We start from the raw sequence: 24,036 nt of genomic DNA on the forward strand, positions 1-24,036 counted from the left end.
TTGATGACAGTGTGGTTCAGCAATAAATAATAAGAATTATATAATAAAGACAAAAACTAATAATACTTACCAGTTATCAACTCCGCCTTTCGTTAGCAATATGATTATCATAAAATTTCAAAAATTGCTGATTTGAGGAAATATCCTGGCATGTTCCGCCTGACATTCCAGGAAATCCCCCCTTTCAACACAAAACAGACTTTAAATATCCTGATGAAATCACATTTTTGCCTACGCAACGCAACGGATAGCCTCGCGGCCACAGGCCGTTTTTTTTAAAGAGGTATCAGTAATATTAACGCTTTTAATTTCGTCCAATACAAAAAAGCCCCCCCCCGAGTCGATGCACAGGAGGTTGGCTTGTCTCAGATACCGTTAATAGAAAATACCGATGATCAGGGTGTGAGTCACAAACCCCACAATCAACGGTACGGCAGTACGCTTCACCACATCGAATGGGGTTATTTTCGCCCCACTGGAAACGGCAATCACCACGCCGGAAACCGGCGAAATTGCCCGGCCCATATGCGACGCCTGCTGCATCGGCAGGATCATAGCAACGGCGTTAGCGCCCATGCTGGCGGCGATTTGCGGAATGAGCTCAACAAAGGCGAGGAATGGTGCATTCCCCGAGCCCATAATGATAGCCGCGGCCAGCGTCACCAGCGCAAACACCACCGCCATAGCAAACGGCGGTAATCCCACGTGTTCTGCCATCAGAATGAGTTGATCGATCGCACCGATTACTTTGATGCCGTGAGCAAAAACCCCTGCAGCAACTAGCAGTCCAACCACACCGGTAAACGCGGTCCCCATTCCTTTGAGGAAATGGCTGAACCCTTCGCATACCGACTTTAAATCACGCACTCGAATCCATTCAATCAGCATACAAATGGTCATTGAAATAAGGACAATAGTGATGATATTCAGGTTAATCCCCCTGACGAACATTTCGGATGATCCCACAGCCATCAGTATCGGAAGCATGGGGAGCAGTGCGTAAAAAGCAGGGGCTTTTCCTGAGTCAGTCACCTCAGCGCTCCCTATTTCCCGCGGTAACGTCCCTGCTTTACGGTCGCAATGCCGCTGCCAGAAAAAATGACATACCCCGACGACCAGAACCGTAGCCAGCGCGGCGGGTCCCTGGTGGTAGACAACATATTCCACCACATCCATGTTCACCGCTTTAGACCCCCTGATAGCATCGATTGCCGTCGGGGTGTATGCCACGCCAAGCGAAGTCGCAATGACCCCGGCAGCTGAGGCTGCTGAGAGGCCTAATCCCAGCATAATGGGGAACATCGTCCCCATCAGCAATACGGCAAGCCCGGTTGCTGAAGGAATGGCCAGTTGCAGAAGGCTGGCGAGCAGGTAGGAGAAAAAGAGCAGCACATAGGGTGAACGCAGCGCCCGTAAGGGTTTCGTGACGACACGCACGACCGCTTCATTTGCGCCGATATGATCCATGTAATGCGCAAATCCCATTAACGCCATGATCATCAGACCGAGATCGGCGGCGCGCGTGCTGAAGAGATCGCGCATCACCTCAAAAGGATCGAGAAATGAAATTCCCGTACTGGCAACGCCCTTCGGTAATACGGAACCCCATCCGGTTAACGCGGTGCAAATCATCAGGACTAAGCCTGCAATGAATAGTACGGGCTCAGCGCGATAACCTTTCAGAATCAGACGCGCGACCACCACGATAACCAGTAGCGCTATTAACACCTGAATCATGGCTGGGTTCCCCGCTGCGCGAACTCAGCATAAGTTTCCTCAATGACAGCCACCACAACATCACTGGCAGCCCGAAGGGAACGCACCGGCAAATACTCATAAATTGAATGGAAGTTATGGGCACCGGTGAAAATATTTGGGCATGGCAACCCTTTCTGCGACAACACGGCACCATCATATCCGCCACGCATGGCGACAGGGGCTGGCGTTATGCCGCATTTCTGATAAGCGCGTAATGCAATATCAATCGGATAACGCGCATCACCTTGTAGGCTATTAAACACATTCTGATAGCGATCGGCTAAATGACAGACCACGCTGTTTTCTCCCCACAGCGCACAGGTGCTGACGGCAAGCTGGCGGATAAACGCCATCCGTGCCTTATAACCTTCTTCACTGAAATCGCGGATATCCAGCTTAAGTACCGTGCGGGCACTGTTCCCCTGCAGCTGTTTTACCCAGTAATAACCTTCGCGCCCTTCCGTATACTCAGGCGCTTCTCCCCCGGGTAGCATGGAAATAAACTTATGCGCCATCAGCAGCGAGTTCTTCAGCTTACCTTTGGCCGACATTGGGTGTGCGGACTGGCCGGTAAAGATGATTTCCGCATCACCCGCATTCCAGTTCTCGTAAACAAACTCACCGATACCGCAGCAGTCCAGGGTATAGCCAAAATCAGCGCCAAACGTGGCAACATCAAACGCTTTTGCGCCACGCAAGCCCTGCTCCTCATCCGGGACAAACCCCACTTTTACCGGCCCATGTTTAATCTCCGGGTGAGCGACCAGATACGCAAGAGCATTCATGATCGCAGCGATGGCGGCTTTATCATCAGCACCTAACAGACTGGTCCCGTCGGTCACCAGCAGGTCATCACCGATATAATTTTTCAGTTCCGGGAATTCACTTTCGCGCAGGTAAATATTCAGCGCTTTGTTCAGGCATAAATCCCCACCGAGATAATGCAGGCGCTGTGCTTTGGTGTCTGCGGTTTGTTCCGCACTGGTATCCAGATGACCAAAAAAGGAGACGACCGGAATTGTGTCGTCGGTATTTGCTGGTAGGGTTGCCGTCACAATAGCGGTATCCCTGACCTTAATGTTTTCCATTCCTAATGCTTCAAGTTCTGCTGCAAGCAGTTTTGCCAGTTCCATTTGACCGGGAGAAGAAGGCATTATCCCATTAGCGCCGTTTTCCCGTGACGTCGTGGTATTGATTTTCGTGTAGTTAATAAAACGTTCAACAATATCCATTCCTGGAGATCCTTTAATTTGTCATTTACGAGGTACTGCGAGAGGTGTTCGGCATGCAGCGCGGGTTGAATTATCTGAAACCAAATAAAATCAGCGTTCATCCTGGAACGCTGATTTTATGGGCATTACGACAACGATTTATGTAAAGGAAGATAAAAAAGGCCAGTAATTATACCTGTGATTATAAAACTCCTTTCTGATTGATAAAATCATATTCCCTGTCTGTTTTTACTGCTATTTCCCATGGCGTTAAGCTAACAGAAGTCATAAACAGTATGCCTAACCTAAGAGATAATAGAAATCATTTAGATTCCTGTGTTCTTTATTGGCACAAGACATACTATCGCTATATTTTTTTAATGAACAAATACTGTATCAGCTACATGCAACCGTTTGCACCTCTCTACAAATAGCCACTTAGCACACTAAAATCCGTGAACAAAATCACAATTACCTCAAAAGCAAAAAACTTCTATCGCACTGAAAAAAAGGCAGTTATAAGAAAAACTATATAATACCCATACAAACATAGTTACATTTATACTATTTCAGTACGAAATAGCTTCAGAGTAATACGATTACAACACAGCCGTAGACTTCGACAAAACAGCATCGTCATAATTAAGAAAACAAAACTTAAATATTAATAACATTAATATTTAGGTTTCTATTTATGGTAATTAACCAAATAACACCTAGGCAAAAAAAACCTCTCCCCCGAGAAGAGATTCAGGGCAGAGGCAATACGGGTGTCAAGGACATACTTATAGTTTTAATGATAACAGAAGAGCTTCTTGCAGGATCGAGTATACACACTTAGCCACGTTAAGAAAATTCCCAAAACCATCAAATTGAAAATTTGATTTAAAGCTACAATTATAATACAGGAGTATTTATCAAAGTGTTTAAACAACCAACAAGAAGATTAAATCAAACTAATCAATGATGTAATACGGATAAAAGCAACAATGCTGCATGGCTACCGATAACGTTACTGGTGATAATGGAACATTAAATTACTTTAATGAATCAATGCGTTTTCACTTAACGAGAATTAAAAAGTTAGTAAATAAAAGAAATACAATTTTTCGTTACAGATCACACTTACTCCAAAAGGGGTTTTCCCCTGAATTTCCTTGCTGGTATGATTCAGCAGGTAAATACCTTTCAACTCAACCCGAGGCTTTGATGCTGGAGAATGTAATCATCTGATAATCAGCTTCCCGACCTTTTCAGGCCGGACTGGTTATCAATGCGCCGAATTCGAATGCGGACACCGTTGTGTGTTTGCACGTTTTGCACATGATGATTAAACAGGTTTTCCAGTATGAATTTATCCCGTCAGGAACAACGTACTTTACACGTTCTCGCCAAAGGGGGCCGTATTGTTCACGTCCGTGATGCCTCAGGCCGCGTAACTTCTGTCGAATGCTATAGCCGCGAAGGGCTGCTGCTCTGCGACTGTACCCTTGACGTATTCAAAAAGCTCAGAACCAAAAAACTGATCAAATCCGTCAATGGTCAGCCCTACCGTATCAATACTACCGGGCTGAACAACGTTCGCGCCCAACTGGATAATCGCTAAGGAGAGAGAAATGGATATCCCGAAGATTTTTACTATCAGCGAAAGCGCACATCGCATCCATAACCCGTTCACCGCGCAGAAATACGCTACGTTAGGTCGGGTTTTACGGATGCCCCCGGGCACCCGCATTCTGGATCTCGGTAGCGGTTCGGGTGAGATGTTGTGCACCTGGGCACGCGATCACGGTATTTCCGGCTTGGGTATCGACATGAGTCTGCTGTTCAGTGAGCAAGCTACCCTGCGCTCCAGGGAGTTGGGCGTCACTGAGCACGTGCGTTTTATTCATGCCGATGCAACGGGGTATATTGCCGAAGAAAAATTTGATATCGCCGCCTGCATTGGCGCGACCTGGATTGGCGGTGGCGTCGCCGGAACGGTCCAACAATTGAAGCAGAGCCTCAAACCAGGCGGGATCATGCTCATCGGCGAACCGTACTGGCGTCAGATCCCCGCAACGGAGAAGATTGCCCAGGCCTGCGGCGCTACTGCGATGACTGATTTTCTTTCTCTGCCTGAACTCGTTTCGTCTTTCGGCCTGCTCGGTTACGACATGGTTGAAATGGTACTGGCTGACCAGGAAGGTTGGGACAGATACGAGGCGGCAAAGTGGCTGACGATGCGCCGGTGGCTGGAGGCAAACCCGGACGATGAATTTGCCCCAGAAGTTACAGAGCAACTGAGAAGTTCACCAGAACGCCACGTTGCCTTCACCCGGGAATACATTGGTTGGGGCGTGTTCGCCCTCATGCAGAGGTAATATGCGCAGTCGGTATAGCCGGACGGGTTATACCGACTTTCTCATCGCTTACTTCATTAATACTTCCACAAATTTAGCCAGCCATTGCGGATGCGCTGGCCATGCAGGCGCGGTAATCAGATTGCCATCAACGTGGGCCTGATCAATGCCAATATCTGCGTAATGTCCGCCGCTCAAACGAACTTCTGGCGCACAAGCCGGATAGGCGCTACAGGTCCGATTTTCTAACACCCCCGCAGCAGCTAACAGCTGAGGTCCATGACAAACTGCAGCGATGGGTTTATCAGCAGCATTGAAATCTTGCACCAGTTTAATGACATCCGGATTGAGTCGGAGATATTCTGGTGCTCGCCCACCGGGGATTAGCAGCGCGTCGTAATCTACCGCCCGCGCGTCAGAGAAATTCGCGTTCAACGTGAAACGATGCCCGGGCTTTTCACTGTAGGTCTGCGCCCCATCAAAATCATGAATAGCAGTTTGAACGTAATCACCCTGACTTTTATCCGGACAGACGGCATCAACACGATGGCCCAGCATTTGCAACGCCTGAAAAGGCACCATCGTTTCATAATCTTCGACATAATCCCCGACCAGCATCAGTATCTTCTTCATTCGTATCCCCTACTCCCGGTTATTAATGATGAGAAATAACGGCCTCCTTTACTATAGCCCACACGTCTCACGGCATTAATAAATACAGCAGAAAACACCGTCACCCGACGTCTGAAAGTAGTTATCCTTGTCCCTCCGATATAGGCATGTGATGATTCACCGCCGGCTGAACCCATTTTAATCTCTGTAATGATGCCGTGATTGCACCACTATTAGATACTATTCTGAATAATGGCGGCCTTTACAATATTCTATTTATCAAAGAAATATGAGAATCCTGCCATACATCCTCAGGGCTAATAAATCCTTTCGGATTATATGCAATGTTAACTCCGGCATTGTTGAAGCAAGCGTAGACGAGTTCAGAGCAAATGTACTCCCTGTCCTTTTTCGCTTTTCCTTTCCCAAGTGCGATCCTCGCAAGGATGCGTGCTATTTCTTCTTTATCATATGGGCGGGTTAGCTCATTAAGACCAAAAGCGGCTATTTGCTCAACGGCAGATTTAGCCAACGTATCATATCGAGCAAGAACAACCCGGCCTTTATAAGGTTTTCCAATATCATCATAATCAGATAGATATTTTGATAATGGAGCGAGTCGTACCCCCATATCTTCCACGCTTTCCAGGAGCAACACGCGATCTATTTGCGGTAAAACAAAAACAATCCCCACATGGCTCCATGGCGAATCCGTCACCTTTTCAATTGCTTTTGATACCAGGTAGTCTCCGGAGGCGAAAAAAAGGTCACCTGATTTTAGCGTTTCACGCAACGTGGCATAATTAACCACTTTCATCGCTTTGACTTGTGCTAAATCAATATGCTTTGGCATATGAACCTCGAAGAGAAAAAGGGTGGCATTAAAAGCTTATCCAACCTGGTGCCATATCTCTCTACGAAGAATTTACGAGGCCCGAACTCTTTTTACAGCTGAGGGCGTCCCTGACGGCACGCCCTGTGGTTTACGCCCGAAGGGACATTTAGCTGAATGTTATTTCTATCACTCCCAGGCGCGCTCAGATTTCGCAGCGTCAAACTGCGGCGGCGGTTTGCGAAAGCGTCCGGTCAGGTACGCGAGATAAATCAGCCCTAGCCCGGCCCACACCAGCCCAAGCGTCAGCGATGTCACCTCCAGGTTCACCCACAGTACGGCAACGGTAGCAGCGCCGACCATCGGCAGTACCAGATAGTGCAACTTTTCCTGCCAGGTATGCTTACGTCCTTCACGACGCCAGAAGTGGTTAAACACGGAAAGATTAACGAACGTAAAGGCCACCAGCGCGCCAAAGTTAATCAACGCCGTGGCGGTCACCAGGTCAAAAAACAGCGCCGAGAGTGCCACAATCCCGACCATAATGACGTTCAGCGCAGGCGTGCGCCATTTCGGATGGACATAACCGAAGTACTTCTCCGGAAAGACATTATCGCGGCCCATCACGTACAGCAGACGCGAAACGCTGGCATGCGACGCCAGACCGGATGCCAGCGTATTCACAAAGGTGGTACACAGAAAAATAGACTGGAACAGTTTGCCGCCGACGTACAACGCAATCTCCGGCAGCGCTGCATCCGGATCTTTAAATCGACTAATGTCCGGGAAGAACAACTGCATAAAGAACGAGGCGGCAATGAAGATCAGTCCGCCGTACAGCGCGGTGAGAAAAATGGCTTTCGGGATAGTACGTGCGGCATCTGGCGTCTCTTCTGAAAGCGTCGTCACCGCATCAAAACCGAGAAACGAAAAGCAGACGATGGTCGCCCCGGTAATAATCGGGATCAGATGCGCATTCTGACTGACAAACGGTTGCAGCGACCAGACGGTGCCGACCCCTTCGCCTTTATGCAGCCCCTGCACCACAAGGAAAATGAATACCACTATTATCGCGACCTGCACCAGTACAAACAGTGCATTAAAGTTCGCCACCAAATTAACGCTTTTCAAATTTGCCGCGGTGAGGATCGCCACGAACACCACCACCCAAATCCATGGCGCAACCCCCGGGAACAGCGCGGAAAGGTAAATTTTCGCCAGCAGAACGTTAATCATCGGCAGGAAAAGATAATCAAGCAGTGACGACCAGCCAACCATAAACCCCACATGCGGGTTGATCGCTTTTTGCGCATAGGTGTAAGCCGAACCGGCTTGTGGAAACTGGCGTACCAGCTTGCCGTAACTGATGGCGGTAAACAGTACACCCGCCAGAGCCAGCAGGTAGGACGCCGGAACATGACCATTACTGATACCTGAAACAATGCCAAAGGTATCAAACACCGTCATCGGCGTGAGGTAAGCCAGCCCCATCACCACCACCTGCCACAGCTTGAGAGATTTGCGCAGCTGTGCTTTGCCTGGCTGGGCTGCGAGATCGGCAGAAGAATTAGTCGACATAGCTTTCCTCCCCGCTACGCGCCCAGATCTGCGTTCGAAACGTGGGTACAGCAGATCGGGGTCGTGTCGGGGCGAACCGCCAAAAATAAGATGTTAATGTCATACGGTACAAAAGTGGTCCGTAATTACTGCGGGAGCCATGGATGCTCACGCGGGGCGGGTTTTTAAACATTGGCATCATCACATTTCCTCGTCACAAACTCTGTCGGTTATCTGAAGACCCGTTGTCGCCCGCGCTCCATTACGCGACATCCGGGAAATGGCAGGTAGTCCTGCAATTTTGACGGGCTGGCTCCGCTCAGCCCGCATGATGCGACTTCTTTTTAAATGGCCTGCAGGGTAGTCAGGCGTTTTTCAACATCCACTCAATTTCCGTGTCGGTAATCAGGCGTTCAAACTGGATCAGCTCATCGTTTTTACAGGCGTGGTATACGTGGCTAAAACGTTCACCAAGTAATTCGCGCAAGCGATCGTTTTGCATAAACTCCCACAGCGCATCGCTCTGACGGATAGGAAACGGTAACCCTTCCTGTTCCAGGCCGTTACCTTCCACCTCTTCCTGCAACGGCAGATCGTTATCCAGACCGTGAAGGATCCCGGCGAGAATGGTCGACATTACCAGATACGGATTGGCATCCGCCCCCGCCACGCGATATTCAACCCGATGGTTATCTCGATCGCCGCAAGGAATGCGCAGCGCCACCGTACGATTGTTATGCCCCCAGGAAGCCTGAGTTGGAACATACATCCCCGGCTGGAAGCGGCGATAAGAGTTCACATTCGGCGCCAACAGCGCCATTGACGCGGGCATCAGATCAATCATCCCGGCAAGCGCACGCTTAAGTAACGCAGAATCATCGCCATTCGCATCGGCCAGTACGTTCTCGCCTTTATTATTCATAATGCTGATGTGGATATGCATCCCGCTCCCTGCATGCTCCTCATAAGGTTTTGCCATAAACGTGGCATGCATCTTGTGTTTCTCCGCCACCAGCCGTACCAGGCGTTTCAGTGCCAGCGCGTCGTCGCAGGCGTCGAGCACGTTATCGGTATGGTAGAGGTTGATTTCAAACTGCCCGGGAGAGGCTTCAGCCACTGCACCGTCAGCCGGGATCAATTGTAAACGGGCCAGTTCATCAATATCGTTCAGGACATCTGCAAAGTGGTTCAGGTTATCAACGGAGTAAACCTGGCTTTGAGTATTACGATCGTCCGTACCCGGCGCGCACGGCGGCTGCAGATAACCTTCAGGATCGCGCTTACGATCGAGTAAATAGAACTCCAGCTCTACCGCTACGACGGGGAACAGACCGCGCTGGCGAAGTTTCTGCCAGAGTCGGTTCAGAACGTTCCGCGGCTCAACGTCAAAGGGAGCGCCATCTTCATCCAGCATCGTCAGCATCATCTGCGCAATAAATTCCGGATCGGCAGCCGAAGGGGTTAATGTGCCTGGTACCGGTACACAGGTCCGATCCGGCTCGCCAAGCTCCTGACCTAATCCCGCCTCTTCGACCACATTGCCGAGAATATCCATCGCGAAAACGGATGCCGGAAAATAGCAGCCTTTCTCTAACTTATGTAATCCCGCAACCGGAAGGCGCTTACCGCGAAAACACCCATTAAGATCGGTTAACAGCACATCCACATACTGCGTATTGGGATAGCGTTCCAGATACTGCTTAACCTCACGCGCAAACGCGCTACTTCGTCTCTCTTCAGAATGCTGCACAAAATTCTCAACTTCTACGATATTGGTTTCCATGATTCACCGCCGTTGGCCTGTAAGCTGTTCTGTGATTTGACTGTTAAATATAATGTCCACCTTTCGACTCTGGATGCAAATAAATTGTTTGTCAAATGTTAAATTAAGTTTACTAGAAGGTTATTCCACTGCTAGATTGAGAAAATAATGAACGGAATGGCACAACATGGAACCGTTTGGCAATAATTTATTCCAAAACGTGAGGTCGATCATGGGCAATATATTTGACAAGCCAGTTATTGGTGTAGTGATGTGTAGAAACAGGCTTAAGGGTCATGAGACCCAGACTCTGCAAGAAAAGTACCTGAATGCGGTATTACATGCCGGTGGATTACCGATAGCGCTGCCTCATGCACTCGCGGAACCCGAATTACTGAACGCACTGTTACCAAAACTGGATGGTATCTTCCTGCCTGGAAGCCCAAGCAACGTGCAGCCGCACCTCTATGGTGAAAATGGCGATGAGTCTGACGCCGATCCCGGGCGTGATCTTCTGAGCATGGCGCTAATTACCGCCGGGCTCGAAAGGCGCATTCCCATTTTCGCCATCTGCCGGGGCTTACAGGAATTAGTTGTCGCCACTGGCGGGACTCTGTATCGTCGCCTGTGCGATCACTCACAGTTTCTGGAACATCGTGAAGATGCGGAACTCCCGGTGGAGCAGCAATATGCGCCATCTCATGAAGTTCAGGTTCAACAGGGAGGATTGCTATCTCAGCTAATACCAGGTTGCAGCACGTTTTGGGTTAACTCCTTGCATGGTCAGGGTGCAAAAACCCTTGGCCCGCAGTTGCGCGTGGAAGCACGCTCGCAGGACGGATTAGTGGAAGCAGCCAGCGTTCAAGACCATCCTTTCGCGCTCGGCGTGCAGTGGCACCCGGAATGGAACAGTAGCGAATACGCCCTGTCGCGTATGTTACTTGAAGGTTTTATCACCGCTTGTCAGAACCACCTCGCTGAAAAACAGCGACTCTGACTACTACAGTTAAGGAAATGCAATTATGAGCGATGACGGCCTGGCGCCGGGTAAACGTTTGTCAGAGATCCGCCAGCAATTGGGTCTTTCGCAGCGTCGTGCCGCCGAACTGTCTGGGTTAACGCATAGCGCCATCAGCACCATAGAGCAGGATAAAGTTAGTCCTGCCATCAGTACGCTGCAAAAGCTATTGAAAGTCTATGGGCTGTCGCTCTCCGAGTTCTTCGCGGAACCGGAAAAGCCTGACGAACCGCAGGTGGTTATCAATCAGGAGGATTTGATTGAGATCGGAAGTCAGGGAGTATCCATGAAGCTGGTACACAACGGCAATCCGAATCGTACGCTGGCAATGATGTTTGAGACCTATCAGCCAGGCACGACAACCGGGGAGAGAATTAAACATCAGGGTGAAGAGATTGGCACAATACTGGAAGGTGAAGTGATACTGACCATCAACGGTCAAACGTATCATCTTGTTGCAGGACAAAGTTATGCCATTAACACCGGCATACCCCATAGCTTCAGCAACACCTCGGCAGGGATCTGCCGCATCATCAGTGCCCACACTCCCACCACATTCTAATTAGTACCGGCCTGAGTTTCTCAGGCCTTCTTAAATAACGCGCATTAACAGGGTACATCCCTGGGGCATCGTGCAGCCTGATTTTGCCTGAATAGATCAGCAACGAACTTTATCTTATTGATATAAAAGGGGTAGCTATGAACTTTCAGAATCTTAAATATTGGCGTGAGAAAGCCAGCCATTATTCGCCAGAAACCCGTTTATTTATTAACGGCGAATATTGCGCGGCCGCCGATAACGAAACCTTTATTACGCTGGATCCAGCAGGACAGCGCCCACTGGCGAAAGTCGCCCGCGGCAAAAAAGCGGATGTAGACCGCGCGGTCACCGCAGCCCGCAGCGTCTTTGAACGTGGGGACTGGTCGCAAGCATCACCCGCAGAGCGCAAAGCAGTACTGCACACGCTCGCGGATTTAATGGAGCAGCATCACGAGGAGCTGGCGCTACTGGAAACACTCGACACCGGTAAACCTATCCGCCATAGCCTGCGTGATGATATTCCAGGCGCAGCGCGCGCCATCCGTTGGTACGCCGAAGCGATAGATAAAGTCTATGGCGAAGTAGCCACCACCCCGGTAAACGATCTGGCGCTGATTGTGCGCGAGCCGGTGGGTGTAATTGCGGCTATCGTGCCGTGGAATTTTCCCCTGCTGCTGGCCTGCTGGAAGCTAGGTCCGGCATTGGCTGCGGGCAACAGCGTGATCCTCAAGCCTTCGGAGAAATCACCGCTGACCGCGATTCGCCTGGCCGCACTGGCTAAAAAAGCAGGTTTGCCCGATGGCGTGCTCAGCGTTGTGAGCGGATACGGTCATGAAGCAGGCCAGGCGCTGTCTCAGCACCCGGATGTCGATGTGATCACTTTTACCGGATCGACTCGCACCGGCAAACAACTGCTCAAGGACGCTGGCGACAGCAATATGAAACGCGTCTGGCTGGAAGCCGGCGGTAAAAGCGCCAACATCGTGTTCGCTGACTGCCCGGATCTGCCGAAAGCCGCCGCCAATGCCGCGGCAGGTATTTTCTATAACCAGGGCCAGGTTTGTATTGCCGGTACGCGTCTGCTGCTGGAAGAGAGTATTGCCGACGAGTTCATCGCGCTTTTAAAAGAACAGGCGAAAAACTGGCAGCCGGGCAACCCGCTGGATCCGGAAACCACGATGGGCACGCTTATCGACAACACGCATGCCGACACCGTACACAGTTTTATTCGCGACGGTGAAGCGCAAGGCACGCTGGCGCTGGATGGCCGCAGCCACGTACACCCGGCGGCCATCGGCCCGACTATTTTTGTCGACACCGCGCCGCAAGCCCACGTCAGTCGCGATGAGATCTTCGGGCCGGTACTGGTCATCACCCGTTTTAGCAATGAAGCCGAAGCTCTGGCGCTGGCCAACGACAGCGACTACGGTCTGGGCGCCGCAGTCTGGACCCGTGATTTGTCGCGCGCGCACCGCATGAGTCGCCGCCTGAAGGCCGGTTCCGTCTTCGTGAACAACTATAACGACGGTGATATGACCGTGCCATTCGGCGGCTATAAACAAAGCGGTAACGGACGCGATAAATCCCTGCATGCGCTGGAAAAATTTAGCGAATTAAAAACCATCTGGATCTCCCTGGAGTCTTAATCATGACTGAACATACCAGCAGTTATTACGCCGCAAGCGCCAATCAGTACGAACCGTTTCCTACCCTTAGCGAATCGGTGAGCTGTGATGTTTGCGTCGTCGGCGGCGGTTATACCGGACTCTCCTCTGCCCTACATTTATCAGAGATGGGTTACGACGTAGTGCTACTGGAATCCGCACGAATTGGCTTCGGGGCCAGCGGGCGCAACGGCGGCCAGTTGGTAAACTCCTACAGTCGCGATATCGACGTCATTGAACGCACCTACGGCCCGGACGCCGCTAAAATGCTTGGCAGTATGATGTTTGAAGGCGGCAATATCATTCGCGAACGTATCAAACGTTATCAGATCGACTGCGACTATCGTCCTGGCGGGCTGTTTGTGGCTCTGAACCACAAGCAGATGGAAACGCTGGAGGAGCAGAAATCGAACTGGGAACGCTACGGCAATACGCAGCTTGAACTGTTAGACAGCAGCGAAATTCGCCGCGAAGTCAGCAGCGATCGTTATGTCGGGGCACTGCTCGACCACAGCGGTGGTCATATTCATCCGCTCAACCTGGCGATTGGCGAGGCTAACGCCATTCGTCTGAACGGTGGGCGCGTCTTCGAACAATCACCTGTGACGCGTATTCAGCACACCACCCCGGCGGTAGTTAGCACCGAAAAAGGTCAGGTTACGGCACGTTTTGTGATTGTCGCGGGCAACGCCTACCTCGGCGACAAACTGGAACCTGCGCTGGCAAAAAGCAGCATGCCATGCGGCACGCAGGTGTTAACCACCGAACCGCTGTCGGCGGAGATGGCGCGCTCGCTGATCCCAAAAAACTACTGTGTGGAAGATTGTAACTACCTGCTGGATTACTACCGTCTGACCGGCGATAACCGCCTGCTGTACGGCGGTGGCGTAGTCTACGGCGCCCGCGATCCGGACGATATTGAGCGTCTGGTGATGCCGAAACTGCTGAAGACCTTCCCGCAATTGCAGGGGGTAAAGATTGATTACCGCTGGACCGGTAATTTTCTGTTAACCCTGTCGCGCATGCCGCAGTTCGGTCGTCTTGATAGCAACATTTACTATATGCAGGGCTACAGCGGCCACGGCGTGACCTGTACTCACCTGGCCGGACGCCTGATTTCCGAACTACTGCGCGGGGATGCCGAGCGTTTTGACGCGTTCGCCAAACTGCCGCACTACCCGTTCCCGGGAGGCCGCAGCCTGCGCATTCCGTTTACAGCCATGGGAGCGGCATATTACAGCTTACGCGATCGCCTTGGGGTTTAAGTTCTTCCGCGATAAACCCGACGCACAGGGTGGTCCCCCCTGTGCGTTTTTTTATTGCCAAAAAGCGAAAAACAGATAACAGGCACGAAAATATCGCAATAGGACATAACCACATGCTTTGCATTGTTTCTCCCCGCTAATCGGATAGGCTTTTTTAGATTATCGCTGGCGGCGTACGCCAGAACTCAACGGGGGAAGAAACGCGTGTTATGAATACGAATAACGAGGAGACCTTTTATCAGGCGATGCGCCGCAAGGGCGTGAGCAGACGCAGTTTTCTTAAATATTGTAGTCTCGCGGCAACATCGCTAGGGTTGGGAGCCGGAATGACGCCCAGAATCGCCTGGGCGCTGGAAAACAAACCCCGGATCCCGGTCGTCTGGATCCACGGTCTGGAATGCACCTGCTGTACCGAATCATTTATCCGCTCCTCTCACCCACTCGCCAAAGACGTCATCCTCTCTCTGATTTCCCTTGATTACGACGACACCCTGATGGCAGCCGCCGGAACACAGGCCGAAGAGGTTTTTGAAGACATTCTAAGCCGCTACCACGGCCGATACATTCTGGCAGTCGAAGGTAATCCTCCGCTGGGAGAACAAGGGATGTTCTGCATTAGCGGCGGGCGACCGTTTATTGAAAAACTGAAAAGAGCCGCCGCCGGAGCCAGCGCGATCATCGCCTGGGGCACCTGCGCCTCCTGGGGCTGCGTGCAGGCTGCGAGGCCTAACCCAACCCAGGCCACTCCGATCGATAAAGTGATTACCGATAAGCCGATCGTGAAAGTGCCCGGCTGCCCGCCGATTCCGGACGTCATGAGCGCCATAATCACCTACATGGTGACGTTTGACAGACTGCCTGAACTCGACCGTCTGGGGCGTCCGCTGATGTTCTACGGTCAGCGTATTCACGACAAATGTTATCGCCGCGCCCACTTTGACGCTGGAGAGTTCGTTGAAAGTTGGGACGATGACGCTGCCCGCAAAGGCTATTGCCTGTACAAAATGGGCTGCAAAGGGCCAACCACCTATAACGCCTGCTCCACTACCCGCTGGAATGGCGGTGTTTCTTTCCCCATCCAGTCCGGTCACGGTTGTCTGGGGTGTTCGGAGAACGGCTTCTGGGATCGCGGTTCGTTCTACAGCCGTGTGGTCGATATTCCACAGATGGGCACCCATTCAACCGCCGACACAGTGGGCCTCACCGCGCTCGGCGTGGTGGCGGCCAGCGTCGGCGTCCATGCGGTTGCCAGCGCCGTCAATCAACATAACCGCCACAAACAGCAATTAACTGAAGCCGAACAACCGCAGCCGGACAAAGAGGATAACCAGGCATGAGCAATTCGTATCAAACCCAGGGATACACGTTAAACAATGCGGGTCGCCGTCTGGTTGTGGACCCAATAACCCGCATTGAAGGACACATGCGTTGTGAAGTGAACATTGATGAGCAGAACATCATCACCAACGCGGTTTCCTGCGGCACCATGTTCCGCGGACTGGAAATCATTCTGCAGGGGCGCGACCCACGTGACGCCTGGGCGTTTGTCGAACGTATTTGCGGAGTATGCACCGGCGTACATGCCCTGGCATCGGTGTATGCCATTGAAGATGCTATTGGCATCAAGGTACCCGACAACGCCAACATCATTCGCAATATTATGCTGGCCACACTCTGGTGCCACGATCACCTGGTACACTTTTACCAGTTAGCCGGAATGGACTGGATTGACGTTCTGAATGCCCTGAAAGCAGACCCGCGCGCCACATCACAACTTGCCCAAAGCCTTTCCGCCTGGCCAAAGTCCTCCCCAGGCTACTTCTTTGACGTCCAAAATCGCCTGAAGAAATTTGTCGACGGCGGTCAGTTGGGGATTTTCCGCAACGGTTATTGGGGTCACCCGCAGTACAAACTGTCGCCTGAGGCTAACCTGATGGGTTTTGCCCATTATCTGGAGGCACTCGATTTTCAGCGCGAGATCATAAAAATCCATACGGTGTTCGGCGGTAAGAACCCGCATCCTAACTGGATTGTCGGCGGTATGCCGTGCGCGATTAATATCGATCAGCGCGGCGCGGTAGGTGCGGTTGATATGGAACGCCTGAACCTGGTGCAGTCGATAATCACCCGCACCGCCGACTTCATCAACAACGTCATGGTTCCGGACGCGCTGGCTATTGGCCAGTTCAATAAGTCCTGGAGCCAGATTGGCACCGGGCTTTCTGATAAGTGCGTTTTGAGCTATGGCGCGTTCCCGGATATCGCTAATGACTTCAGCCAAAAGAGTCTGCTAATGCCGGGCGGTGCGGTGATTAACGGTGATTTTAAAAACGTGCTGCCAGTGGATCTGGCCGATCAACAGCAAATTCAGGAGTTTGTCGATCATGCCTGGTACCGTTATCCGGACGATCAATTAGGCCGTCACCCGTTCGAAGGAATCACTGAACCCTGGTATAACCCGGGTGATGTCAAAGGCAGCGATATTGATATTCAGCAGCTCAACGAACAGGAACGCTATTCGTGGATTAAAGCTCCGCGCTGGCGCGGACATGCCATGGAAGTTGGCCCACTGGCGCGCACGCTGATTGCCTATCACAAAGGGGATGCCGCCACGATTGAATCCGTCGATCGCATGATGTCTGCCCTCAAGCTGCCGCTGTCAGGTATGCAGTCAACGCTGGGGCGTATTCTGTGTCGCGCACACGAAGCCCAGTGGGCCGTGAGCAAACTGCAATATTTCTTCGACAAGCTGATGACTAACCTGAAAAACGGCAATCTGGCAACCGCAAACACCGAAAAATGGGAGCCAGAGAGCTGGCCGCAGCAGTGCCGCGGGATCGGTTTTACCGAAGCACCGCGCGGCGCGTTAGGTCACTGGGCATCGATTCGCGACGGGAAAATCGATCTCTATCAGTGCGTGGTGCCGACCACCTGGAATGCCAGCCCACGCGATCCAAAAGGACAAATTGGCGCTTACGAGGCGGCATTGATGGGTACTCAAATGGCGATTCCCGATCAGCCATTGGAGATCCTGCGCACTTTGCACAGCTTCGACCCCTGCCTGGCATGTTCAACACACGTGCTCGGCGACGACGGCAGCGAACTCATCGCCGTCCAGGTTCGCTAATCGCTGAGGAAAGGAACGATGACTGGAAAGACATCCCCCCGCGCCGGGGAGGCGCGTGATACCGCTATCAGCCACTATGTGTTTGAAGCACCTGTGCGCCTGTGGCATTGGCTGACGGTCGGCTGCATGTTGGTGTTGATGGTGACCGGCTACTTCATTGGCCGACCACTGCCGTCGGTCAGCGGCGAGGCCACATATCTGTTCTATATGGGCGACATCCGGTTGGTGCATTTCGCCGCCGCCATGGTGTTCACGGTGATCCTGCTGGGTCGAATTTACTGGGCCTTCGTCGGGAACCGCTATTCGCGCGAGCTGTTTATCGTGCCGGTCTGGCGTCGTAGCTGGTGGCATGGCGCGTATTCGGTGGTGCGCTGGTATCTGTTTCTGGAGAAAAAACCGGGAAATGATATCGGCCATAACCCCGTCGCACAGGCGGCAATGTTCGGCTATTTCCTGCTCTCCGTTTTTATGATCCTCACCGGCTTCGCCTTATACAGCGAGCACAGCCAGTACGCCATTTTTACCCCTTTTCGCTATGTGACGGAGTTTTTCTACTGGACCGGCGGCAACTCTCTCGACATCCACAGCTGGCATCGGCTGGGGATGTGGTTCATTGCGGCCTTCATTGTTGGTCATGTCTACATGGCGATTCGCGAGGACATCATGTCTGACGATACCGTCATCTCCACCATGGTCAACGGCTACCGTAGCCACAAATTTAACCGTCGTCAGCACGACAAGGAGGCGTTATGAGTGAACCACACGTCATCGTGATGGGTCTAGGCAACCTGCTGTGGGCAGACGAAGGATTTGGCATTCGCGTCGCCGAGCGCCTGTACGCCCATTATCACTGGCCGGAATACGTTGAAATCGTCGACGGCGGCACGCAGGGACTGAATCTGCTGGGCTACGTTGAGCAGGCCAGTCATTTGCTACTGTTGGACGCCATCGACTACGGACTCATGCCGGGTACCCTGCAAACCTACGCCGGTGAAAAAGTCCCCAGTTACCTCAGCGCCAAAAAAATGAGTCTGCACCAGAACAGTTTCTCCGAAGTGCTGGCGCTGGCGGACATTCGCGGTCATTTGCCCCCGCACATCGCCCTTGTAGGACTTCAACCGGTACAGCTGGACGACTATGGCGGCAGCCTGACCGACATCGCCCGCGCTCAGCTTCCGGCGGCGGAGCAGGCCGCACTTACGCAACTGGCTGCGTGGGGGGTTGTGCCACAGACCAACGATGACACGCGTTGCCTGAACTATGAATGTCTGTCGATGGAAAACTATGAAGGCGTGCGTATTCGCCAGTATCGCGTAACGCTGGAGAGATAAGCAAGATGTTGAATGACAACCCGTTTTCTACTCTATGGCAACGTATGATAGCGCGAGGCTGGCAGCCGCTAAACGCCTCCGAACTGGATGACTGGGTAACCCACGTTCGCGACGGTGTGGTGCTGCTCAGTAGCGATCCCCGCCGGACCCCCGAAGTCAGCGATAACCCGGTGATGATTGCTGAGTTGCTCCGCGAGTTTCCCCAGTTTGACTGGCATATCGCCATGACGGATCTTGAGCACAGTGAGGCGATTGGCGATCGTTTTGGCGTATTCCGCTTTCCAGCCACACTGGTGTTTATCCACGGCGAACTGCGCGGCATTCTCAGCGGTATCCACACGTGGGCCGATCTGCTTAACCTGATGCGCCCGTTAGTTGAACCACACATGCCGCCGGAGTCCGTACGATGAGCGACACTTTTTTTCATCTTCTGGGGCCGGGGACGCAGCCAAATGATGACAGCTTCAGCATGAATCCTTTGCCCCTTACCTGCCAGGTTAACAGCGACCCCAGCATGGCGTCCCTGGAAAACTGCCCGCACAGTCCGGCGGTAATGGGATTGTTAGCCGATGTGCGCCACCAGCTCAGGAGGTGTATTCCGGCCAAACAGGACGTGCTGGGGTGGGAATTATCCGCGCTCAACGCAGACGATCTCACGTTTTTAAATACGCTACTCGGCGAAGGCGAAGTTTCAGTGCGCATCCAGCATGCTGACGGCAGAACGAGCGAAATTCAGGAGTCGATTTTCTGCGGTATCTGGCGGGTACGTAGTCAGAATGACAAGGGACAGTGGGAGGAGCATCTGGAAGCAGGTAGCGCGCCGCGGGCGCTGTGGCTGGCGGCAACATTCAATACACTGCCGGACGACAGCTTGTTGCCCCCGCCGGTGGACGGGCTAATGAATGGCCTGACGCTGGCACAGGAACTGCTGGCGCACGTGCGCGATCCGGCCTTGCAACCCCATAGCATTAACCTCACCCAACTTCCGATTAGCGATGCGGATCGCCTGTTTCTTGCTCGATTATGTGGCGAAGGACGCATCCAGATCCGCACTATCGGTTACGGCGAGAGCCAAATCGATGCCACGGCGCTGCGCCATGTCTGGCATGTGCGCTGTCTGGATACCCTGAAAGGGCTTCTGCTCGAAAGTTATGAGATCTGCCCATTACCAGAGCTGGTGCAGGCTGCGCCGGAAGATCTTCGCGACTCGCTCCAGCGCCTGGATGAAGTCTGCGGCTGGCTGGCATCCGGCCCACCGGCCTGAACATTCTCTTCGGACCCGCGTATTTTTTGCAGCGGGTCTGACGTTTTCTTCCTTACCTATTCTCTCTCTAATGCCTGATGGAGTTCGCATGTGGGACGTCATTGACTTATCGCGTTGGCAGTTTGCGCTGACCGCGCTATACCATTTTCTGTTTGTTCCCCTGACGTTGGGGCTGATTTTTATGCTGGCCATCATGGAAACCATTTATGTGGTGACCGGCAAAACAGTCTACCGCGACATGACACGTTTCTGGGGTAAGTTATTTGGGATTAACTTTGCGCTCGGCGTGGCGACCGGCCTGACCATGGAGTTTCAGTTCGGCACTAACTGGTCGCTGTATTCCAACTACGTGGGTGATATTTTCGGCGCGCCTCTGGCAATGGAAGCCCTGCTGGCCTTCTTCCTCGAATCGACGTTCGTTGGTCTGTTCTTCTTCGGCTGGCAACGCTTAACCAAATACCAACACCTGATGGTCACCTGGCTGGTCGCGTTTGGTTCTAATATCTCGGCCCTGTGGATCCTCAACGCCAACGGCTGGATGCAATATCCCACCGGCGCTCACTTTAATATTGATACCTTGCGTATGGAGATGAGCAGCTTTAGCGAGCTGGTCTTTAACCCCATCAGCCAGGTGAAATTTGTACATACCGTGATGTCCGGTTATGTCACAGGCGCTATGTTTGTGATGTCCATCAGCGCCTGGTATCTATTGCGGGGTCGCAATCGCGAGTTCGCCCAACGCTCCTTCGCAGTGGGCTCCGTCTTTGGCACGTTGGCGATTCTCGGCACCCTGCAACTGGGTGACAGCTCAGCCTATGAGGTGGCACAACGCCAGCCGGTAAAACTGGCAGCAATGGAAGGTGAATGGCAGACCGAGCCAGCACCAGCCCCCTTTCATCTGATCGCCTGGCCGCAGCAAGAACAAGAACGCAACGCCTTTGCCGTGAAGATACCGGCTCTGCTGGGCATCCTGGCGACGCACTCTTTAGACACGCCTGTTCCCGGGCTGAAAAACCTGATGGCGGATGCTCTCCCCCGCCTGCAACGAGGTCGGGAAGCGTGGCTGCTGATGCAGGAAATCGCCAAAGGTAACCGTACGCCACAGGTGCTCAAGGCGTTTTACGACGTGGAAAAAGATCTGGGTTACGGCATTCTGCTGGCAAACTACGCGCCTGATATGAACCATGTCACTCCTGAGCAATATCAGGCAGCGCAACGCGGCGCAATCCCGCAAGTTGCGCCGGTATTCTGGAGCTTTCGCATCATGATTGCATGCGGTTCGCTGCTGTTGCTGGTAATGGCGATTGCGCTAATACAAACCTTACGCAGGCGCATCGACCAGCATCGCTGGGTGCTGCGCATGACGCTGTGGAGCTTGCCGCTACCGTGGATTGCCATTGAAGCTGGCTGGTTTATGACGGAGTTTGGCCGTCAGCCGTGGGCGATTCAGGATATTTTGCCAACCTGGTACGCCCACTCCGCGCTGACCGCAGGCCAGTTGGCCTTCTCCATGGGGCTAATCCTGACGCTTTACACTTTGTTCTTAATTGCAGAGGTCTACCTGATGCAGAAATACGCGCGTCTGGGCCCGGATACGATGCAACGTCAGCAACCGGCGCAACAACAGGGATAAAGGAGATAATCATGTTGGATTATGAAACGTTGCGGCTCATCTGGTGGCTGCTGATTGGCATCATCCTGGTGGCATTTATGGTCACCGACGGGTTTGATATGGGGGTTGGTTGCCTGTTGCCGCTGATCGCGCGCAACGACGAGGAACGTCGGGTACTAATCAATAGCGTCGGGGCGCACTGGGAAGGTAATCAGGTGTGGCTCATTCTGGCGGGCGGCGCATTATTCGCAGCCTGGCCGCGGGTCTATGCCGCCGCATTTTCGGGGTTTTATGTGGCGATGATTCTGGTGTTGTGCGCGCTCTTTTTTCGCCCGCTGGCCTTTGATTACCGTGGAAAAATAGCCAATGCACGCTGGCGAGCCATGTGGGACACAGGGTTGGTGATCGGCAGTCTGGTGCCGCCGGTTATCTTCGGCGTGGCGTTCGGTAATCTGTTTTTAGGGGTACCTTTTCTCTTCACGCCACAGCTTCATGTGCACTATCTGGGTACCTTCTGGCAGCTACTTTCTCCTTTTGCCCTGCTGTGCGGCGCATTAAGCCTGATGCTGGTTATTCTGCAGGGAGGCGTGTGGTTACAGTTGAAAACCGACGGCATACTTCGCCAGCGTGCGTTATCTGCCACCCGCCGCAGCGCGATGCTGGTAGTGCTCTGTTTCCTGCTAGCCGGATACTGGCTGTGGACGGGGATTGACGGCTTTGTGCTGCTTAACCAGGATCCTAATGGTCCTTCCAACCCGCTATTAAAAGTCGTAACGATCGCACCGGGCGCGTGGATGGGGCACTTTGAAAACTCACCTTCACTGCTGTTGATCCCGCTATTGGGCATGATTTTCCCGATGCTGACACTCTATACCTGCGACCAGCATCGGGCCGTGTGGGGATTTTTGTTTGCTTCGTTGACTCAGGCCTGCGTGATCTTCACCGCCGGCATTACCCTGTTTCCATTTGTGATGCCTTCAAGCGCGTATCCGCTCTCCAGCCTGACGGTGTGGGACAGTACCTCCAGCCAGATGACGCTCAGCATCATGCTGGTTATTGTGCTGATTTTTTTACCGATCGTTCTGCTTTATACCGTGTGGAGTTATTACAAGATGCTGGGGCGCATAAATGTAGAAACGATCCGCCGCGACAACCACGAACTTTATTAGGGAGGAGTGTACGATGTGGTATCTATTTTGGTTTGTCGGCATTCTGCTGATGTGCGCGCTCTCCACACTGGCGCTGGTCTGGCTTGAGCCCCGGCTGAAATAATCCTGAAACCGGAGGGAGCGATGGACTGTCTCCGGTTTATTTTTGATTGCTGCAAGCCATACCGTATTTAAATATTATTTTCCTAAAACCATGCAGGTTTATGCTACACCTAAGATTTAATTATACTCCTGCCAGTTTACACAACCTGATTTATAAATCAGGATCGCTAATCTGGTGACTCACCATCCAGTATAATTTCCAGCTAATGAACAAGGTTGTCCATGAAGTATTTAGTAGCAGTGTTAATCCTTTCTTATTCAACATTTGCGATGTGTAGCGAGAAAACGTTGTATGCGATCAATCCGACCGCATTCGTTTATCATGCCTATAATCCAGCCAAAAGCTATACCCAATATTTTCAGAATCAGTATGTTGCTTTTGAGAGAAGGCTTAGCCCGGATTCTGACTATAGTTTGGCCATCGGTTCACTGAAAAATAGTTTTGCTGACAGATGTTTACTGCTAGGCGTACGCAAAGACTGGATTACCGAGGGACGCTGGATCTTTAAAGGTGGATATGCCTATGCCGGGGAGTTTTTCCTCAACACCTTTAGCCATTGTGGCGATGAAGGAGTCTATAAAAACATTAAGGATGTTACCGGCATAGGATTTGCACCTTACATCTATCATGCTTTGCAATATAACATTAATAAATCTGCCAGTGTTGAAGGTGGGGTGATATTACCTGGGATTGTTATTTTCAGCGTACAACTGCACTTTTAGTAATGGATATCCAATTGTTATCTCAATTATCACAAAATAAGATAATTTTATTTAGCCATTAATACCACAATCATTATTTAGTTGATAAATCTCATCAACTCCCCTCCGAATTCATATAACACAGACAAAAATTTTCACGGTATATA

General features: G+C 52.0%; 22 protein-coding genes. 16 read left to right on the forward strand and 6 right to left on the reverse strand.

Annotation, left to right across the window (positions count from 1 at the left end):
* Positions 1-375: 375 nt before the first annotated feature.
* Positions 376-1,737, reverse strand: coding sequence for a C4-dicarboxylate transporter DcuC (gene dcuC, locus OGY15_RS17270; protein ID WP_151218547.1), 1,362 nt, complete (start codon positions 1,735-1,737; stop codon positions 376-378).
* A complete protein-coding gene (gene pepT, locus OGY15_RS17275; protein ID WP_210904687.1) occupies positions 1,734-2,990 on the reverse strand; it encodes a peptidase T in 1,257 nt (418 codons plus the stop codon). Before pepT ends, dcuC begins: the two co-directional genes overlap by 4 nt.
* Positions 2,991-4,317: 1,327 nt before the next feature.
* Between pepT and OGY15_RS17280 the strand changes: the two genes are divergently transcribed.
* Both OGY15_RS17280 and OGY15_RS17285 read left to right on the forward strand, forming a co-directional pair.
* On the forward strand, positions 4,318-4,575 hold the full coding sequence (locus OGY15_RS17280; protein WP_149334960.1) for a YjhX family toxin: 258 nt from the start codon (positions 4,318-4,320) through the stop codon (positions 4,573-4,575).
* Positions 4,576-4,585: 10 nt separating this feature from the next.
* Positions 4,586-5,332 carry an SAM-dependent methyltransferase gene (locus OGY15_RS17285; protein ID WP_187259331.1) on the forward strand — a complete coding sequence of 249 codons (747 nt, stop codon included), beginning with the start codon at positions 4,586-4,588 and terminating at the stop codon, positions 5,330-5,332.
* A gap of 48 nt (positions 5,333-5,380) precedes the next feature.
* Here the strand turns inward: OGY15_RS17285 and OGY15_RS17290 are convergent, their stop codons facing one another.
* From OGY15_RS17290 to OGY15_RS17305, 4 genes are all read right to left on the reverse strand, one after another.
* A complete protein-coding gene (locus tag OGY15_RS17290) occupies positions 5,381-5,944 on the reverse strand; it encodes a DJ-1/PfpI family protein (RefSeq protein ID WP_151218544.1) in 564 nt (187 codons plus the stop codon).
* Positions 5,945-6,185: 241 nt separating this feature from the next.
* The gene (locus tag OGY15_RS17295) at positions 6,186-6,776 is read right to left on the reverse strand and encodes a YiiX/YebB-like N1pC/P60 family cysteine hydrolase (RefSeq protein WP_187252967.1); all 591 of its coding nucleotides are present in this window, start codon (positions 6,774-6,776) and stop codon (positions 6,186-6,188) included.
* Positions 6,777-6,944: 168 nt separating this feature from the next.
* Positions 6,945-8,333 carry an APC family permease gene (locus tag OGY15_RS17300; RefSeq protein WP_151224814.1) on the reverse strand — a complete coding sequence of 463 codons (1,389 nt, stop codon included), beginning with the start codon at positions 8,331-8,333 and terminating at the stop codon, positions 6,945-6,947.
* A gap of 343 nt (positions 8,334-8,676) precedes the next feature.
* Positions 8,677-10,095 (reverse strand): glutamine synthetase family protein, encoded by a 1,419-nt coding sequence (locus tag OGY15_RS17305; protein WP_151218541.1) that lies wholly within the window; start codon positions 10,093-10,095, stop codon positions 8,677-8,679.
* 211 nt (positions 10,096-10,306) lie between these two features.
* Here OGY15_RS17305 and puuD point away from each other — a divergent pair, with 211 nt between their 5' ends.
* From puuD to OGY15_RS17375, 14 genes are all read left to right on the forward strand, one after another.
* Positions 10,307-11,071: a gamma-glutamyl-gamma-aminobutyrate hydrolase gene (gene puuD / locus OGY15_RS17310; RefSeq protein ID WP_151218540.1), complete on the forward strand. Its 765-nt coding sequence runs from the start codon at positions 10,307-10,309 to the stop codon at positions 11,069-11,071.
* A 25-nt stretch (positions 11,072-11,096) separates the two neighbouring features.
* Positions 11,097-11,654, forward strand: coding sequence for an HTH-type transcriptional regulator PuuR (gene puuR / locus OGY15_RS17315; RefSeq protein WP_006685847.1), 558 nt, complete (start codon positions 11,097-11,099; stop codon positions 11,652-11,654).
* A 137-nt stretch (positions 11,655-11,791) separates the two neighbouring features.
* On the forward strand, positions 11,792-13,279 hold the full coding sequence (gene puuC / locus OGY15_RS17320) for an aldehyde dehydrogenase PuuC (protein WP_286540315.1): 1,488 nt from the start codon (positions 11,792-11,794) through the stop codon (positions 13,277-13,279).
* Positions 13,280-13,281: 2 nt separating this feature from the next.
* Positions 13,282-14,562, forward strand: coding sequence for an NAD(P)/FAD-dependent oxidoreductase (locus tag OGY15_RS17325; RefSeq protein ID WP_151224813.1), 1,281 nt, complete (start codon positions 13,282-13,284; stop codon positions 14,560-14,562).
* 209 nt (positions 14,563-14,771) lie between these two features.
* Positions 14,772-15,899 (forward strand): hydrogenase 1 small subunit, encoded by a 1,128-nt coding sequence (gene hyaA / locus OGY15_RS17330; RefSeq protein WP_151218537.1) that lies wholly within the window; start codon positions 14,772-14,774, stop codon positions 15,897-15,899.
* Positions 15,896-17,689 (forward strand): Ni/Fe-hydrogenase large subunit, encoded by a 1,794-nt coding sequence (gene hyaB, locus OGY15_RS17335; RefSeq protein ID WP_286540318.1) that lies wholly within the window; start codon positions 15,896-15,898, stop codon positions 17,687-17,689. The genes hyaA and hyaB overlap by 4 nt, the downstream gene beginning before the upstream one ends.
* A gap of 18 nt (positions 17,690-17,707) precedes the next feature.
* The gene (hyaC, locus tag OGY15_RS17340) at positions 17,708-18,442 is read left to right on the forward strand and encodes a Ni/Fe-hydrogenase b-type cytochrome subunit (protein ID WP_286540320.1); all 735 of its coding nucleotides are present in this window, start codon (positions 17,708-17,710) and stop codon (positions 18,440-18,442) included.
* Positions 18,439-19,020 (forward strand): hydrogenase 1 maturation protease, encoded by a 582-nt coding sequence (hyaD, locus tag OGY15_RS17345; protein ID WP_278238074.1) that lies wholly within the window; start codon positions 18,439-18,441, stop codon positions 19,018-19,020. Before hyaC ends, hyaD begins: the two co-directional genes overlap by 4 nt.
* Before the next feature lie 5 nt (positions 19,021-19,025).
* On the forward strand, positions 19,026-19,430 hold the full coding sequence (gene hyaE / locus OGY15_RS17350) for a hydrogenase-1 operon protein HyaE (RefSeq protein ID WP_286540324.1): 405 nt from the start codon (positions 19,026-19,028) through the stop codon (positions 19,428-19,430).
* Positions 19,427-20,284: a hydrogenase expression/formation protein gene (locus OGY15_RS17355; RefSeq protein WP_187252970.1), complete on the forward strand. Its 858-nt coding sequence runs from the start codon at positions 19,427-19,429 to the stop codon at positions 20,282-20,284. The genes hyaE and OGY15_RS17355 overlap by 4 nt, the downstream gene beginning before the upstream one ends.
* Positions 20,285-20,372: 88 nt before the next feature.
* On the forward strand, positions 20,373-21,917 hold the full coding sequence (gene appC, locus OGY15_RS17360; protein ID WP_187259328.1) for a cytochrome bd-II oxidase subunit 1: 1,545 nt from the start codon (positions 20,373-20,375) through the stop codon (positions 21,915-21,917).
* A gap of 11 nt (positions 21,918-21,928) precedes the next feature.
* On the forward strand, positions 21,929-23,065 hold the full coding sequence (gene appB / locus OGY15_RS17365) for a cytochrome d ubiquinol oxidase subunit II (RefSeq protein ID WP_286540326.1): 1,137 nt from the start codon (positions 21,929-21,931) through the stop codon (positions 23,063-23,065).
* A 13-nt stretch (positions 23,066-23,078) separates the two neighbouring features.
* On the forward strand, positions 23,079-23,168 hold the full coding sequence (gene cbdX / locus OGY15_RS17370; RefSeq protein ID WP_151218531.1) for a cytochrome bd-II oxidase subunit CbdX: 90 nt from the start codon (positions 23,079-23,081) through the stop codon (positions 23,166-23,168).
* Positions 23,169-23,389: 221 nt separating this feature from the next.
* Complete coding sequence (locus tag OGY15_RS17375; RefSeq protein WP_151218530.1) at positions 23,390-23,890, forward strand: hypothetical protein; 501 nt, start codon at positions 23,390-23,392, stop codon at positions 23,888-23,890.
* Positions 23,891-24,036 lie beyond the last annotated feature (146 nt).

The organism is Citrobacter sp. Cu231, from assembly GCF_030332265.1.
Classification (GTDB): Bacteria; Pseudomonadota; Gammaproteobacteria; order Enterobacterales; family Enterobacteriaceae; genus Citrobacter; species Citrobacter meridianamericanus.

Coding starts and splice junctions, on each gene's coding strand:
- dcuC (WP_151218547.1), bottom strand. CDS start 1,737: ATGATTCAGGTGTTAATAGCGCTACTGGTTATCGTGGTGGTCGCGCGT.
- pepT (WP_210904687.1), bottom strand. CDS start 2,990: ATGGATATTGTTGAACGTTTTATTAACTACACGAAAATCAATACCACG.
- OGY15_RS17280 (WP_149334960.1), top strand. CDS start 4,318: ATGAATTTATCCCGTCAGGAACAACGTACTTTACACGTTCTCGCCAAA.
- OGY15_RS17285 (WP_187259331.1), top strand. CDS start 4,586: ATGGATATCCCGAAGATTTTTACTATCAGCGAAAGCGCACATCGCATC.
- OGY15_RS17290 (WP_151218544.1), bottom strand. CDS start 5,944: ATGAAGAAGATACTGATGCTGGTCGGGGATTATGTCGAAGATTATGAA.
- OGY15_RS17295 (WP_187252967.1), bottom strand. CDS start 6,776: ATGCCAAAGCATATTGATTTAGCACAAGTCAAAGCGATGAAAGTGGTT.
- OGY15_RS17300 (WP_151224814.1), bottom strand. CDS start 8,333: ATGTCGACTAATTCTTCTGCCGATCTCGCAGCCCAGCCAGGCAAAGCA.
- OGY15_RS17305 (WP_151218541.1), bottom strand. CDS start 10,095: ATGGAAACCAATATCGTAGAAGTTGAGAATTTTGTGCAGCATTCTGAA.
- puuD (WP_151218540.1), top strand. CDS start 10,307: ATGGGCAATATATTTGACAAGCCAGTTATTGGTGTAGTGATGTGTAGA.
- puuR (WP_006685847.1), top strand. CDS start 11,097: ATGAGCGATGACGGCCTGGCGCCGGGTAAACGTTTGTCAGAGATCCGC.
- puuC (WP_286540315.1), top strand. CDS start 11,792: ATGAACTTTCAGAATCTTAAATATTGGCGTGAGAAAGCCAGCCATTAT.
- OGY15_RS17325 (WP_151224813.1), top strand. CDS start 13,282: ATGACTGAACATACCAGCAGTTATTACGCCGCAAGCGCCAATCAGTAC.
- hyaA (WP_151218537.1), top strand. CDS start 14,772: ATGAATACGAATAACGAGGAGACCTTTTATCAGGCGATGCGCCGCAAG.
- hyaB (WP_286540318.1), top strand. CDS start 15,896: ATGAGCAATTCGTATCAAACCCAGGGATACACGTTAAACAATGCGGGT.
- hyaC (WP_286540320.1), top strand. CDS start 17,708: ATGACTGGAAAGACATCCCCCCGCGCCGGGGAGGCGCGTGATACCGCT.
- hyaD (WP_278238074.1), top strand. CDS start 18,439: ATGAGTGAACCACACGTCATCGTGATGGGTCTAGGCAACCTGCTGTGG.
- hyaE (WP_286540324.1), top strand. CDS start 19,026: ATGTTGAATGACAACCCGTTTTCTACTCTATGGCAACGTATGATAGCG.
- OGY15_RS17355 (WP_187252970.1), top strand. CDS start 19,427: ATGAGCGACACTTTTTTTCATCTTCTGGGGCCGGGGACGCAGCCAAAT.
- appC (WP_187259328.1), top strand. CDS start 20,373: ATGTGGGACGTCATTGACTTATCGCGTTGGCAGTTTGCGCTGACCGCG.
- appB (WP_286540326.1), top strand. CDS start 21,929: ATGTTGGATTATGAAACGTTGCGGCTCATCTGGTGGCTGCTGATTGGC.
- cbdX (WP_151218531.1), top strand. CDS start 23,079: ATGTGGTATCTATTTTGGTTTGTCGGCATTCTGCTGATGTGCGCGCTC.
- OGY15_RS17375 (WP_151218530.1), top strand. CDS start 23,390: ATGAAGTATTTAGTAGCAGTGTTAATCCTTTCTTATTCAACATTTGCG.